The sequence below is a fragment of the Limnohabitans sp. Rim47 genome (assembly GCF_001517545.1).
Taxonomy (GTDB): Bacteria; Pseudomonadota; Gammaproteobacteria; order Burkholderiales; family Burkholderiaceae_C; genus Limnohabitans_A.
Window position 1 is genome coordinate 741,220 of the sequence record NZ_FBYA01000001.1, and the last position, 13,888, is coordinate 755,107.

10 protein-coding genes are annotated in these 13,888 nt (G+C 59.2%); 5 read left to right on the forward strand and 5 right to left on the reverse strand.

Annotation, left to right across the window (positions count from 1 at the left end; genetic code table 11):
• Nucleotides 1-162: 162 nt before the first annotated feature.
• Genes smc through def form a run of 4 tightly spaced genes read left to right on the forward strand, consistent with a single transcriptional unit; the run spans nt 163 to nt 7,435 of the window.
• Entirely contained in the window at nt 163-3,690 is a 3,528-nt protein-coding gene (gene smc, locus BN3544_RS03410; RefSeq protein ID WP_019428773.1) for a chromosome segregation protein SMC, read from the forward strand.
• Nucleotides 3,691-3,714: 24 nt separating this feature from the next.
• Nucleotides 3,715-4,752 (forward strand): cell division protein ZipA C-terminal FtsZ-binding domain-containing protein, encoded by a 1,038-nt coding sequence (locus BN3544_RS03415; protein WP_019428774.1) that lies wholly within the window; start codon nt 3,715-3,717, stop codon nt 4,750-4,752.
• A 17-nt stretch (nt 4,753-4,769) separates the two neighbouring features.
• Nucleotides 4,770-6,899: an NAD-dependent DNA ligase LigA gene (gene ligA, locus BN3544_RS03420; RefSeq protein ID WP_019428775.1), complete on the forward strand. Its 2,130-nt coding sequence runs from the start codon at nt 4,770-4,772 to the stop codon at nt 6,897-6,899.
• Complete coding sequence (gene def / locus BN3544_RS03425) at nt 6,896-7,435, forward strand: peptide deformylase (protein WP_019428776.1); 540 nt, start codon at nt 6,896-6,898, stop codon at nt 7,433-7,435. Before ligA ends, def begins: the two co-directional genes overlap by 4 nt.
• Before the next feature lie 164 nt (nt 7,436-7,599).
• Here def and BN3544_RS03430 read toward each other — a convergent pair whose 3' ends face one another.
• The 5 genes from BN3544_RS03430 to lptF are packed head-to-tail and all read right to left on the reverse strand — an operon-like array spanning nt 7,600 to nt 12,376.
• Nucleotides 7,600-8,769 carry a pyridoxal phosphate-dependent aminotransferase gene (locus tag BN3544_RS03430; protein ID WP_019428777.1) on the reverse strand — a complete coding sequence of 390 codons (1,170 nt, stop codon included), beginning with the start codon at nt 8,767-8,769 and terminating at the stop codon, nt 7,600-7,602.
• A 19-nt stretch (nt 8,770-8,788) separates the two neighbouring features.
• A complete protein-coding gene (locus tag BN3544_RS03435; protein ID WP_019428778.1) occupies nt 8,789-9,730 on the reverse strand; it encodes a CysB family HTH-type transcriptional regulator in 942 nt (313 codons plus the stop codon).
• 44 nt (nt 9,731-9,774) lie between these two features.
• The gene (locus BN3544_RS03440) at nt 9,775-10,167 is read right to left on the reverse strand and encodes a sirohydrochlorin chelatase (RefSeq protein WP_019428779.1); all 393 of its coding nucleotides are present in this window, start codon (nt 10,165-10,167) and stop codon (nt 9,775-9,777) included.
• Entirely contained in the window at nt 10,164-11,270 is a 1,107-nt protein-coding gene (lptG, locus tag BN3544_RS03445; RefSeq protein ID WP_019428780.1) for an LPS export ABC transporter permease LptG, read from the reverse strand. Before lptG ends, BN3544_RS03440 begins: the two co-directional genes overlap by 4 nt.
• Nucleotides 11,267-12,376 (reverse strand): LPS export ABC transporter permease LptF, encoded by a 1,110-nt coding sequence (gene lptF / locus BN3544_RS03450; RefSeq protein WP_019428781.1) that lies wholly within the window; start codon nt 12,374-12,376, stop codon nt 11,267-11,269. The genes lptG and lptF overlap by 4 nt, the downstream gene beginning before the upstream one ends.
• Nucleotides 12,377-12,399: 23 nt before the next feature.
• Here lptF and BN3544_RS03455 point away from each other — a divergent pair, with 23 nt between their 5' ends.
• Complete coding sequence (locus tag BN3544_RS03455) at nt 12,400-13,887, forward strand: leucyl aminopeptidase (RefSeq protein WP_019428782.1); 1,488 nt, start codon at nt 12,400-12,402, stop codon at nt 13,885-13,887.
• Nucleotide 13,888 lies beyond the last annotated feature (1 nt).

Genomic DNA, 13,888 nt, shown 5'->3' on the forward strand with positions numbered 1-13,888 from the left:
GTGAAACAGGTCTGACTTACTTCATCAAGGCGGAATTCGTCTTGAGTGAATCCCGTTGCGCCGCCTCTTGGGGCAGGATTTAGGCATTCCCCTCGGGTAACATTGCCCCTTTGATCTGTGCTGGCTCTTCTGGCTGGCCCGACTAACCGATTCGATATCGCCGTGCGCCTCAACTCCATCAAGCTTTCGGGCTTCAAATCGTTCGCTGAGCCGACTAACTTCTTGCTGCCTGGGCAGCTGGTCGGCGTGGTTGGCCCTAACGGGTGTGGCAAATCCAACATCATGGACGCCGTGCGTTGGGTGCTGGGCGAGTCCAAAGCGTCCGAGTTGCGTGGCGAGTCCATGCAGGATGTGATTTTTAACGGCACCACCACCCGCAAACCTGCCAGCCGCGCCAGCGTCGAGCTGGTGTTCAGCAACGAAGATCACCGCGCCGGTGGCCAATGGGGCCAGTTTGCCGAGATCGCGGTCAAGCGCGTGCTGACGCGTGACGGCAATTCCAGCTATTACATCAACAACCAACCGGTGCGCCGCCGCGACGTGCAGGACGTGTTCTTGGGCACGGGCTTGGGGCCACGCGCCTACGCCATCATCGGCCAAGGCACCATCAGCCGCATCATCGAGTCGCGCCCCGAAGAGCTGCGTTTGTTCCTCGAAGAGGCCGCAGGCGTCTCTAAATACAAAGAGCGCCGCCGCGAGACCGAAAACCGCCTGTCAGACACCCGCGAGAACCTGACCCGGGTCGATGACATCCTGCGCGAGCTGAACGCCAACCTGGAAAAGCTCGAAAAACAGGCCGAAGTGGCCCACCGCTACAACAATTTGCAGGCTGACAGCACCCTGAAACAGCACCAGCTGTGGTTCTTGAAGCGCCGCGATGCCGAGGCGGACCAAGGTCGCATGAAGTCCGATGTGGACCAGGCCGTCAATGCTTTGGAGTCGCGCATGGCCGATCTGCGCCATGTCGAAGCCGATCTGGAGACCATCCGTCAGGCCCATTACGCTGCAGGCGACCAAGTCAATCAAGCGCAGGGCGCTTTGTACGAGGCCAGCGCCGAAGTGGGCCGTCTGGAAGCCGAAATCCGCTTTGTGGTCGAAGGCCGGCAACGCGCCGAGCAGCGTCTGCAGCAGTTGGTAGAGCAAACCGCCCAGTGGGGCACCCGCAGCCAAGATGCTCAAATCGAGCTGGAAACCTTGTCCGAACAAGCGGCCATGGCTGAAGACCAGAGCATGACGCTGGCCGCGCAGGTCGAAGACCAAGCCACGGCCTTGCCCGATCTGGAGGAAGCCTTGCGCAAAGCGCAAAACGATGCCAACGCCCAACGCGCCAGCGTGGTGCAGGTGCAGCAGCAAATTGGCGTGCTGGCCGCAGACCAGCGCAACGTCGAAGAACAAGCGCGCCAGCTCGACCAACGCCGCGAACGCCTGCTGACCGACCGCAACGCCCTGGCCGCCCCCGACGAGGCCCGACTGAACAACTTGCAAGCACAACTGGCCGAGGCTGAGGCCTTGGCGGCTGAATCAGAAGCCCGTTTGCATGAGTTGCAAGAAAAAGTACCCGCGCTGGACGAAGACCGTCGCACCCGACAAACCGCAGTCAACCAGGAATCGTCGAAGCTGTCAGACCTGAGCGCGCGCATCGAGGCGCTCAAGGCCTTGCAGGAAAAAGTGCGCACAGACGGCAAACTCAAACCCTGGCTGGCCAAGCACGGCATGGACGGACTGGAAGGCCTGTGGAGCCGTATCCAAATAGAGCCCGGCTGGGAAAACGCCCTGGAGTCGTGTCTGCGCGAACGTCTGTCGGCGCTCGAAGTTTCACGCCTGGACATGGTGCGCTCGTTTGCGGGCGATGCGCCGCCCGCCAAACTGTCGTTTTTCAGCCCGCCTTTGGCTTCAGTGGCCACGCAGCGCGGCGGTTTGCCCAGTGGTTGTCGCCCTTTGGCCGATTACCTGCGCGTGCCCGATGCCGGCTTGTCAGCCTTGCTGACCGACTGGTTGCAAGGCTGCCTGACGGCCCCCAGCATCGAAGATGCCCTGGCCTGGCGCAGCCAGCTCAAACCCGGTGAAACCTTGTTGGTGCAGGCTGGCCACGCGGTCGACCTGAACAGCGTGGTGTTTTACGCCCAGGACTCCGAGCAAGCCGGAATGCTTGGCCGCGCCCAAGAGATCGACAACCTCGAAAAGCAGCTGCGTGCCCAGACCCTGATTTCCGAAGAAAGCCGCAGTGCTTTGGTGCGGGCCGAAGCGGCCTATGCAGACGCCTCGCAGCGCCTGATCACGGTGCGCCGTGAAGCCAGCGATAGCCAGTCACGCACGCACGAATTGCAAGTTGAAACCCTGCGCTTGTCACAGTTGGTGGCGCAAACCCGTGCTCGCAGCGAGCAGATCAGCAACGATTTGGCCGAAGTCGAGGCCTTGCTGGACGAGCTGCAAGAGCGCCGCGTCACAGCCGAAGCCCGCTTTGAAGAGCTGGACATGCAGCTGGCCGACACGCAAGAGCGCCACGCCCAGCTGGACGAGCGGGTCATTGAGTCCGAGCGCAAGCTGGCTGAATGCCGCGAACAACAACGCAGCCTAGAGCGCCGAGCTCAAGAGGCGCAATTTTCGCAGCGCAGCCTAGACGCCCGCCGCGCGGAACTCAACCGCACCATTGAGACCGCACAGCAGCAAGTCAGCAACATCGATGCCGAAATGCAGCGTGCCCGCGATGAACTCGGTCGGCTGACCGATGCCGCAGCCCAAGCTGGTTTGCAAAATGTGCTGGCCGTCAAGCTGGCGCGCGAACAAGCCTTGGGTGCCTGTCGCAGCGCCTATGACGACCTCACGGCCAAATTGCGTGCCAGCGACGAACGCCGTGTTGGCTTTGAACGCGAATTGGACCCGCTGCGTCAGCGCATCACCGACTTGCAGCTCAAGGAACAAGCCGCCCGTCTGGGCTTGGAGCAATACACCCAGCTGTTGGCCGATGCAAAAGCCGATCTGGAGGCCGTTGCGCAGTCCATCGAAGTGGGCCAAGTGCGTGTCACGGGCCTGCAAGGCGAGATCGACCGCATTCACCGCGAAATCACCGCTTTGGGGCCGGTCAACCTGGCCGCGCTGGAAGAGCTGACCACTTCACGTGAGCGCAAGGTGTTCCTTGACTCGCAGTGCGCCGACCTGACCGACGCCATGAACACGCTGGAAGACGCGATCAAAAAGATCGACGGCGAGACGCGTGAGCTGCTGGGCGGGACTTTCAAGATCGTCAACGAGCACTTCAGCCGCATGTTCCCCGAGCTGTTTGGCGGTGGTAATGCCCGGTTGGTGATGACCGGTGACGAAATTCTGGATGCGGGTGTGCAGGTGCTGGCGCAGCCGCCGGGCAAGAAAAACCAGACGATCCATTTGCTGTCGGGTGGCGAAAAAGCCCTCACGGCCATCGCGCTGGTGTTTGCGATTTTTCAGCTCAACCCCGCACCGTTTTGCTTGCTGGACGAGGTGGATGCGCCGCTGGACGACGCCAACACCGAACGCTACGCCAAACTGGTCAAGGGCATGGGCAAAGAGACCCAGTTCCTGTTCATCAGCCACAACAAGATCGCCATGGAAATGGCCGAACAATTGATTGGCGTGACCATGCAAGAGCAGGGCGTGTCACGCATCGTGGCTGTGGACATGGAATCCGCAGTGTCTATGGCCGACGTGGCCTGAGGTTTTTAATTTATGTTGGCTTCAATGAGTTCGTTGCAATTGAGTTTGGCTGGTATCGGTGCGTTGACCTTGGCGGCGGTGGTGGTCTACAACTATTGGACATCGCGCAAAAATGAGCCCCGGCAAGCCGATCCCCAGATCGAGCCTGTGGCCAGCACGCCAGACACCTTGCCCCAGGCGTCTGCGCAGACAGAGCCGATCTTGACCGACGACTTTTCCAGCTTGCCTCAGCCTGAACGCAAACCCCAGCTGGATGCCTTGATCGATGTCATTGCGACCATCGAGGTGGATCACCCCGTGTCGGGTGACGCCGCTTTGGCCGCTTTGCCCGTGACGCGTCGCGTGGGGACCAAGCCGTTCCATGTAGAAGGCTGCAGCGATTTGAGCGGTGAATGGGAGGCCTTGGTGGCGGGGCGTCGGTATTCTGCTTTTCAGGCCGGTGTGCAGTTGGCCAACCGTGTGGGGGCGCTGAACAACATCGAGTTTTCTGAATTTGTCGTCAAAACCCAGGCCTTTGCCGATGCCGTGGGCGGTGCCGCCAACTTCAGCGACATGCTCGAAGAGGTGGCCCGTGCGCGTGAATTGGACCAATTTGCCAGCGCGCACGATGCCCAGCTGAGCTTCACACTGTGCGCGCGTGCATCGGCCTGGAGCCCTGGTTATATCCAGCAACATGCCGCGCGTTTGGGTTTTGTGGCGGGGGTGATTCCCGGCCGCATGGTGCTGCCTGCCACCGTGGCCGGTTTGCCGCCCATTTTGTCTTTGACATTTGATACGCAGGCCGCTATGGCCGATGACCCGGCTTTGTCGGCCATTCGCGAGTTTTCGCTCAGCCTGGATGTGCCGCAAATTGCCCGTGAAGACCAGCCCTTTGGTCGCTTGCGCGAAGTCGCTCGCTTGTTGGCCGAACACATGGACGGTGTGGTCACGGACGGCAACGGTCAGATGTTGGGCGAAGACGTGCTGGACCAAATCGCCAACGACCTGCATCAGCTGTATGACGCGCTGGACTCGCGTGAGCTGTCAGCGGGCACCCCGCAAGCGCGTCGTCTTTTCTCCTGATTCGGGCAGCACTCACCATGTCCCATCCGGACTTGTTTGGCGGACTGCCATTGAGCGAACCTGCCAAAGTGGCACGGACCACCCAGTCTTTGCCGCCAGCCGAAAGCGCAGCGCAGTTCCGGGCGACATTGCACCACCACGCACACGCTTACTACACGCTCGATGCGCCTGAAATCCCCGATGCCGAATACGACAGGTTGTTCCGCGAACTGCAGGCGCTTGAGTCGGCCCATCCCGAGCTGCTGACGCCCGATTCGCCCACCCAACGTGTGGGCGGCCCCATTCTGGATGCCTTTGCGCAGGTCACGCACCGCGTGCCTATGCTCAGCATCCGCACCGAAACCGACACCGAGGCCAGCGGGGCTGAGGCCTTTGACACACGCATCCGCAAAGAGTTGGCCCTGACCGAGGCCGACCCGGCCGTGGCCTATGTGGGTGAGTTGAAATTTGACGGTCTGGCCATGAGCTTGCGCTACGAAAACCGAGTGTTGGTGCAAGCGGCCACACGGGGCGACGGCGAAACCGGCGAAGAGGTCACCGCCAACATCCGCACCATTGGGCAGATTCCATTGCGTTTGCCGATCGGTGCGCCTGCCGTGCTGGAAGTGCGCGGCGAGGTGTACATGCGGCGGGACGATTTTGAAGCCTTGAACGCACGCCAACGTGAACGCATCGCCGCGGGCACCAAGGGCGAAAAAACCTTTGTCAACCCGCGCAATGCAGCCGCAGGTGCGGTGCGCCAGCTCGATTCGGGCATCGCGGCCGAACGGCCTTTGAGCTTTTTTGCCTATGGCCTTGGCGACATCACGCCTGTGACCGAAGGCGGGCCGCAATGGACCACCCATTACGACATGCTCCAGCAGCTCAAGGCCTGGGGCTTTCCGGTGGCCGAGCAAACCGCCTGCGTGCAAGGCGCCCAAGGTCTGGTGGCGTTTCACCAGCGCATAGCCGCCGAGCGAGATGCTTTGCCTTATGACATCGACGGCGTGGTCTACAAAGTCAACGAGCTGGCGCTGCAAGCCCGCTTGGGCTTTGTGACCCGCGAGCCACGTTGGGCCGTCGCGCACAAATACCCGGCACAAGAAGAAATGACCACGGTGCTGGCCATCGATGTGCAGGTCGGACGCACTGGCAAGCTCACACCCGTGGCCAAGCTGGCGCCGGTGTTTGTAGGGGGCGTGACCGTGACCAACGCCACGCTGCATAACGAACTGGAGGCCCGCCGCAAAGACGTGCGTGTGGGAGACACGGTGATCGTGCGTCGAGCAGGTGATGTGATTCCTGAGGTGGTGTCGGTGGTGCTGGAGCGTCGCCCGCCCGATGCGCCGCAATTCACCATGGTGAGTCACTGCCCGGTGTGCGGCAGTTTGGCCGAACGCGAAGACGGCGAAGCCGACCACCGCTGCACGGGCGGGCTGTTTTGCAGCGCCCAACGCAAACAGGCGATCTGGCACTTTGCCCACCGCCGCGCCATGGATGTGGACGGCCTGGGCGACAAGTTGGTCGACCAATTGGTGGATTCGGGCCAGGTCAAAACGCTGGCCGACCTTTACCACCTCAAGCTCGATTCGCTGGCCAATATGGACCGCATGGCCGAAAAGTCGGCCGTCAACTTGCTCGAGGCGCTGGAAAAATCGAAGCAGACCACCTTGGGCCGCTTTTTGTTCAGCCTGGGTATTCGCCATGTGGGCGAGGCCACTGCCAAAGAGTTGGCCCGGCATTTCGGCCAGCTGGACGCTGTGATGGCCGCCAGCGAAGACGCCTTGCTGCAAGTGCCCGATGTCGGCCCTGTTGTCGCGCACAGCATTCGCACTTTTTTTGACCAGCCGCACAACCGCGAGGTGGTCCAAGCCCTGCGCGATGCAGGCATCACCTGGGCGGAAGGCGATGCCTTGGCACCGACCGAAATGCCCTTGGCCGGTATCACGGTGGTTTTGACGGGCACATTGCAAAGCATGGGCCGCGACGAGGCCAAAGAAAAACTCGAAGCCCTGGGGGCCAAAGTGGCCGGTTCGGTCAGCAAAAAAACCCACTACGTGGTGGCGGGTGCCGAAGCGGGCAGCAAGCTCGACAAGGCGCAGGCGCTGGGTGTTCCCGTGTTGGACGATGTTGGCCTGGCGGTGCTCCTGGCCGGAGAAAAACCATGACCGTTCGAGACATCCTCAAAATGGGCGATGCCCGTCTGCTGCGCATGGCTGAAGCTGTGCAGGTTTTTGACACGCCACAGTTGCATGACTTGATCGCCGACATGCGCGAAACCATGATTGCGGTCAACGGTGCAGGTCTGGCCGCTCCGCAAATCGGGGTGAACTTGCAGTTGGTGATTTTTGGCGGTACGGCGCTCAATCCGCGCTACCCTGACCGCCCTCAAGTGCCGCCTACGGTGCTCATCAACCCTGTGATCACGCCTTTAAGCGAGGCAGAAGAGGAAGATTGGGAGGGTTGTTTGTCGGTGCCGGGTTTGCGCGGCGTGGTTCCGCGTTGGTCGCACCTCCATTACACCGGGTTCGATGAAATGGGCCAGCCGATCGACCGCACGGTGGAGGGTTTTCACGCCCGCGTGGTGCAACACGAATGCGACCATTTGGTGGGCAAGCTGTACCCGATGCGGATGCGCGACTTCACGCGTTTTGGCTTCACCGAAGTGCTGTTTCCCGGCATCAGCGCTGCTGAAGACGACTGAGCCAGCAACCACCTTGTAGGGCTTGCCGGGGGCTGAACCCTGCCTGCACAAAGGCCCTTGTACAAGGGCTCCGGCCCACTTGGATCATTCGGCCCGTGAGGCCCGTGAGGCCCGTGAGGCCCGTGAGGGCAGTGAGGGCCGTGGTCCGCTCAGTCAATTCGGCCTCAAAGCCCTTTGAGTTTTTCCAGCGCTGTCAGCAAGGTGGCGTCTTTTTTGGCAAAGCAAAATCGGATGACTTTTTGGTCAAAGCCTTGGCCATAAAAGGCCGAGAGCGGGATGGCGGCCACGCCGATGTCTGTGGTCAACCATTTGCAAAAATCGGCTTCGCTCAGGTTTTTCTCGGGGACTTTCAGGTCAGAAATGTCCACACACTGAAAGTAGGTTCCCTCGCCGGGCAGCAGCTTGAACTGGGTCTGCGCCAAGCCTTGCCGAAACAGATCGCGCTTGCGCTGGTAAAACGCAGGCAGTTCCACATAGGGGGCAGGGTCGGCCATGTAACGGGCCAGGGCATGCTGCATCGGGGTGTTGACCGTGAACACGTTGAACTGGTGGACCTTGCGAAATTCGGCAGTGTAGGCCGCAGGCGCGGCCACAGTGCCCACTTTCCAGCCTGTGACGTGATAAGTCTTGCCAAAGCTCGACACGATGAAGGCACGGGCGGCCAGGCCGTCAAAATGCGCGGCGCTCCAGTGCTGGTTGGGCGCGTAGACCATGTGCTCGTAGACCTCGTCGCTGATGAGCACGATGTCGGTGGGGGCTAGGATCTCTTGCAGCGAGAGCATCTCTTGCTTGGACCAGATCATGCCGCTGGGGTTGTGTGGCGAATTGATCAGGATGGCGCGGGTTTTGGGCGTGATTGCGGCGCGAATTTTGTCAAAGTCGGGCCGAAAGGTGCCCGGTGTGAGCGGCACACGCACAACCACGCCACCCGCCAGTTCGATGTTGGGCACATAGCTGTCGTAGCAGGGCTCTAGCACGATGACTTCGTCTCCTGCGTGCACGATGGCCAAAATGATCGTCAGAATGGCTTGGGTGGCGCCCGCTGTCACCGTGATCTCGCTGGCGGGGTCGTAATGACGGCCATACAGCGTTTCGATTTTGCGAGACACCGCTTCTCGCAGTGGGGCCACACCCGTCATCGGCGGGTATTGGTTCAGGCCTTCTCGCATGGCGTCGTTCACCAAATCGAGCAGTTTGGGATCGCAGGGGAAATCCGGAAAACCTTGGCCGAGGTTGACGGCATTTTTTTCGGCGGCAAGCGCCGACATGACCGTAAAAATGGTGGTGCCCATGTGGGGCGCTTTGGAGGTGAGACTGGGGGTGCGTGCGTGCATGGTGTTCAAAGTTCAGGGCTCAAAGTTCGTAATCGTTGACGTGCCCATTCATGGCTTTGGCGATCAACGGTGCGGTCAGGCGGTCGCTCAGCAATTCGGCGAAGTGATAGACAAATTGGCGCAAATATGCGCCGCGCTTGAAGGCCACTCGGGCCACGTTCATGCCCAGCAGTGCGCCCAGTGGTCGAATTGCCAGATCTTTTACCGGGTCGTCTTTGACGGCCATTTCAGCCACGATGCCGATGCCCAAGCCCAGCCTGACATAGGTTTTGATCACGTCCGAGTCGATGGCTTCGAGCGCAATTCGGGGGTGCAGTTTTTTAGCAGCAAAAGCTTGGTCAATGCGGCCACGCCCTGTGAACGAAGGGTGATAGGTGATGATGGGCTCACTGGCAATGTCTTCCAGCGACAAGTGCTCTCTTTGTGCCAGTGGATGGTCCAGCGGCAAGACCAGCACGTGTTGCCACTCGTAACAGGGCAGGGTGACCAGTTCTTCGTAAGCCGCGAGGGATTCGGTGGCAATGCCAATCTCGGCCGTGTCGTCGAGCAGCATTTTGGCTACCTGATCGGGCGCGCCTTGGTGCAGGCTGATGTTGACCTTGGGGTATTTTTCTCGCAACTTGGCCACCGGCAGTGGCAGCACGTAACGGGCTTGGGTGTGGGTGGTTGCGATCGACAGAGTGCCGTTGTCCTGAGCACTGTATTGGTCACCGATTTTGCGCAGGTTGCCCACTTCACGCAGAATGATTTCGATGCTTTGCAGCACGTGCTGGCCTGGTTCCGTGATGCGTTTGAGGCGTTTTCCGTGGCGCGCAAAGATTTCGATGCCCAGTTCTTCTTCCAGCTCAATGATGGCTTTGGACACCCCGGGCTGCGAGGTGTGCAGGGCCTTGGCTGTTTCGGTCAAGTTCAGGTTGCGGCGCGCAGCCTCTTGGACAAAGCGAAATTGGTGCAGGTTCATACGTTAAATGCCATATTGACTTGCATCATTATGCTTTATTGGGTCTATGCTGATGTGATTTGCTTGGCCGCAATTTCAGCCATCAGCGATGTCATGGCCGGGTGTTCGCCGACAGAGGGCACCAGTTCAAACTGTACCTGCGGATAAGCCTCGATCAAGTCGGCCACCAGTTTGGGCAGGTCTTCACGGGCATGCCGGCCTACGCCAAGAAACATGGGCACGATGCGCAAATGTGTTTTGCCTTTCATCATCAAGGACTCGACTGTGGTGGACAAGTCTGGGGTGGTCAGTTCCAGAAATGCACATTCCACCATCAAACCCGGCCACCGCAAGCGCATTTGCTGGGCGACAGCGTCTATGGGCAGGCGCCAAAGCGGATCGCGAGAACCGTGGGCAAACAAAATCACACCCGTGTGAGGATTCAAATCAGTTGTCATTGTCGTAACACCATCCACCAAAAACCCAACAAGGAAATTGCGCTGTAAATCAACGCCGGGGCCGCAGCCGTGAGCCAAGGTTGCCAGTTTTGCAAGTTGCCAGCGAAGCTGAACAAATTGTTCAAGAGGGAAAAACTGATACCTGCCAGAACCCCGCCAAAGACGTATCCAGCGATCTGACCCGACCGGAAGTGCAAATAGGCGAAGGGCAGGGCCATGACCAGCATGACCAAGCAGCTCAGAGGGTAAAAAACCTTGCGCCAGAACTCAATTTCGTAGCGCTGGGCGTTTTGGTTGTTGCTGGACAAGTGCCGCATGTAATTGAACAGTTCCCATGTTTTCATGCGGTCCGGACTGAGCACGGCTGCGGCCACCATGTCGGCGCTGATCTCTGTGGGCCAGGCCAGTTTGGCGTGTTCTAGGGCCCTGAATTGAAGTGTTTTCGACGAAGCAGTTGTCTGAATGGACTTTTCTTCAGCTTGCTGCAGTTGCCATACACCTTGCTCAATCTCGGCATGCGGGGCTGTGGTGATCGCCAGCAGAAGTCCCGCTTCGGTGAACTCATGAATCCGCACGTTTTGCATGTGGCTGATGCCATCAAAGCTGCGCACGTTGACGGCAAAATGTCGATCTCCCTGGCGCTCTTTCAACCATGCGCCAGTCTGACCCACCGTCAGGTTACCCTGAAATTTTGCTTTGATCTGCACGCCCTGTCGGTCGGCCCAAGGGGCGGCGTAATCACCAATCAAAAAAGCCATCACCACAAAAATAAGCCCCAGTTGCATCAGTGAGCTCAGGGCTTTCAGGGGGGCCAGGCCGCCTGTGCGCAATATGGTGAATTCAGAACTTTGCGCCAGCCTCGCCATGACAAAGATGCAGCCGATCAAGACCGATATCGGTAGCAGTTCGTAGATGTGCGTGGGCGTTTTGAGGGCCACATACAAGAGAGCGTGGTGAAGTTTGTACCCCTGGCTGGCCAGACGGGTCAGATTCTGCAGCTCGTCGACCAGGTCAAAGAACAGGAACAAGGCCAAAAAACAGACCAGTACAAAGCTCACGGCCCGGATGATTTCGCCATGCAGCAAACTGCGAACGGTTTTCATGCATGGCCTTTGTTGTGGGTTGCACCGGCATTCAAAAGGAAGCGCCAGGACCAGTTGTAATGGCGAATCGACAGCCAGAGAATGGCGATCAAAAAGACGCCGCCATGCAACATCACCATGAAAGGCAAAAATGCAAAGCGTCCGGTACTGATCCAGCTTTGGCCCACGTTCAGCATGTTGTAGTAGGTAATGAAGACAAACAAGGCCAACCCAAGGTGGTAACTGCGTCCAGCACGCGGGTTGACGGCCGACACAGCCAAGGCGATCAGCAACAAATTGATCCCGGCCAGCCCCAGTCCCACTCGCCAGGACAGTTCGGCAAGGTTTTCCCGGTGGGGTTGTTTCAACAAGTCCCAGGTAGCAGTGTGCCGGCTGTTGATGCCCAGAGAGGGTAGATTGACCTCGTCGTCGATCAGCAGTTCATAGTGCTCAAACTGGGTCAACCTTGTCTCGCCAGTCGACCGGTTAGTCAGCCACTGTTGGCCTTTGTCGAGGATCAGGAAGCGGTCATTGCCCGTCAGCTCGACTTGCCCTTGTTGAGCTGTGGTCACGCTTTCAATCTCTCCGTTCTGGCTTGAGATGAAAACATGACGACCAAAACGGTTGTCTGGCGTGTCTTTGTCGATAAAGAACACACGTTGCCCGCCTGCTGATTCCTGAAATTGCCCAGGTGCCACGCGTTCAATGTCGTTGCGTTTTTCAAAGCGCTGCTTTAAGTCCTGGATTTGCTGGTTGCTCCAGGGCCAGGCAAAAAAGGCCAGCAGGCTCACGATGAGGAGCACAGGCCAGGCGAAACCAAAAAGTGGACGGACAAAATGGCCCAGACCCTGCCCGCTCGAAAACCAAATCACCATTTCACTGTCGCTGTACATGCGCGAGAGGGTGGCCACCACGGCGATGAACAGGCTTAGGGTGATGATCGTCGTGAGCTGGCTCAGCACACTGAAACCCATGACCAGCAAGACTTCGGACGGGTTGACGCTGCCCCGACTGGCCTGGCCAAGTGTCCGGATCAGGATGATGGTGATCACAATGGTGACCAAAACCACCAGCGTGGCCCCGAAGTTGCGGGCAAGGTCTTTGCGTAAAGAAGAATGGAATAACATCGGTGCGAAGGAAAAGCTGAATTATGAACTTCGAAATCCAAAAGCGCGCTCTGTCCAGTGTGATTCGTGACGATCTGGACGCCTTGCTTGTTTTGTGGCCCTCGGATGACAAAGACGTCGTCTCGGGTCAAGACCCGATTGCCTCTTTGGTCAGGGCGGCCATCCAACATGGCGATTTTGAGCACAAGCCCGGTGCCGTGTTGTCTTTGTACGCACACCCGGGCATCAAGGCACGTCATCTTGTGATTGCTTGCACTGTTGACGGCACTTCAGTGCATGTGCGCGGTGCCCTGACGGCGGCCTGGAATACCCTCAAGTCTGCCAAGATTAAACGCATCGGGATCCATGCTGCGGCTGAGTTGTCGGCGACCGCTTTGCAAACGGCCGTTACTGCGTTGGCCGATGCCAGTTACAGCTACACCAGCACACTGAGCAAACCCAAGCCTCGAACCCTGAAACAGGTTGTAGTGAGTGCAGGCCAAATTGGCGCCGAGTTGCGAGTCGCACTGACCCAGGCGCAAGCGCTGGTGGCCGGCGTTGAGGTGGCCAAAGAGTGGGCCAATCGTCCCGCTAACCATTGCACCCCCGTCATGCTGGCGGACGCGGCCAAGTCGATTGCCAAAGGTGCCGCGTTCAAATGCGAAGTGCTGGGACCCAAAGAAGTCACCAAACTGGGCATGGGTGCTTTTTTGGCGGTCGCCCGTGGTGCTGCAGAGCCGTTGCGCTTCATTGTGATGCGCTACAACGGCGCTGCTGCTGCCCAAGCCCCTGTGGTGTTGGTGGGCAAGGGCATCACGTTCGACACCGGCGGTATTTCCATCAAGCCGGCCGCCGAAATGGACGAGATGAAATACGACATGTGCGGTGCGGCCAGTGTGTTGGGGGTGTTCAAAGCCTTGGGCGAACTCAAGCCCGCGATCAACGTGGTGGGGCTGATCCCGGCCACCGAAAACATGCCCGATGGCCTGGCGGTCAAGCCCGGTGATGTGGTCACCAGCATGAGCGGCCAGACCATTGAAATTCTGAACACCGACGCTGAAGGGCGCTTGGTCTTGTGCGATGCATTGACCTATGCCGAGCGTTTCAAACCGCAGGCCGTGATCGACATCGCGACCTTGACCGGGGCGTGCGTTATTGCACTGGGTGCTGTTCGCTCGGGCCTTTTCTCTGCCGACGACGCGTTGGCGCATTCTCTCCAGTTGGCGGGTAATGAGTCGGGCGATGCTTGCTGGCGGATGCCTTTGGACGACGACTACGCCGAAGGCTTGAAGTCACGCTATGCAGACGTAGCCAACGTGGCAGGCCGTCAGGCAGGTGCCGTGACGGCAGCCAAGTTTCTGCAGCGCTTTTCATCGCGTTATCCGTGGGCGCATTTGGACATTGCTGGCACCGCTTGGCGAAGTGGTGCCGCCAAGGGCGCTACTGGCCGCCCAGTGGGCTTGCTGTTGCATTATTTGTTGGCGCAAGCCGGCAGTAAATTGGTGAAGGCACCTCCAGTTCGTCGCCGTTGAA

What these genes read in the sequence shown, in the direction of transcription:
- BN3544_RS03430 (WP_019428777.1), bottom strand. Translation starts at nt 8,769, where the DNA reads ATGCACGCACGCACCCCCAGTCTCACCTCCAAAGCGCCCCACATGGGC.
- lptG (WP_019428780.1), bottom strand. Translation starts at nt 11,270, where the DNA reads ATGAAAACCGTTCGCAGTTTGCTGCATGGCGAAATCATCCGGGCCGTG.
- BN3544_RS03435 (WP_019428778.1), bottom strand. Translation starts at nt 9,730, where the DNA reads ATGAACCTGCACCAATTTCGCTTTGTCCAAGAGGCTGCGCGCCGCAAC.
- def (WP_019428776.1), top strand. Translation starts at nt 6,896, where the DNA reads ATGACCGTTCGAGACATCCTCAAAATGGGCGATGCCCGTCTGCTGCGC.
- BN3544_RS03455 (WP_019428782.1), top strand. Translation starts at nt 12,400, where the DNA reads ATGAACTTCGAAATCCAAAAGCGCGCTCTGTCCAGTGTGATTCGTGAC.
- lptF (WP_019428781.1), bottom strand. Translation starts at nt 12,376, where the DNA reads ATGTTATTCCATTCTTCTTTACGCAAAGACCTTGCCCGCAACTTCGGG.
- BN3544_RS03440 (WP_019428779.1), bottom strand. Translation starts at nt 10,167, where the DNA reads ATGACAACTGATTTGAATCCTCACACGGGTGTGATTTTGTTTGCCCAC.
- BN3544_RS03415 (WP_019428774.1), top strand. Translation starts at nt 3,715, where the DNA reads ATGAGTTCGTTGCAATTGAGTTTGGCTGGTATCGGTGCGTTGACCTTG.
- ligA (WP_019428775.1), top strand. Translation starts at nt 4,770, where the DNA reads ATGTCCCATCCGGACTTGTTTGGCGGACTGCCATTGAGCGAACCTGCC.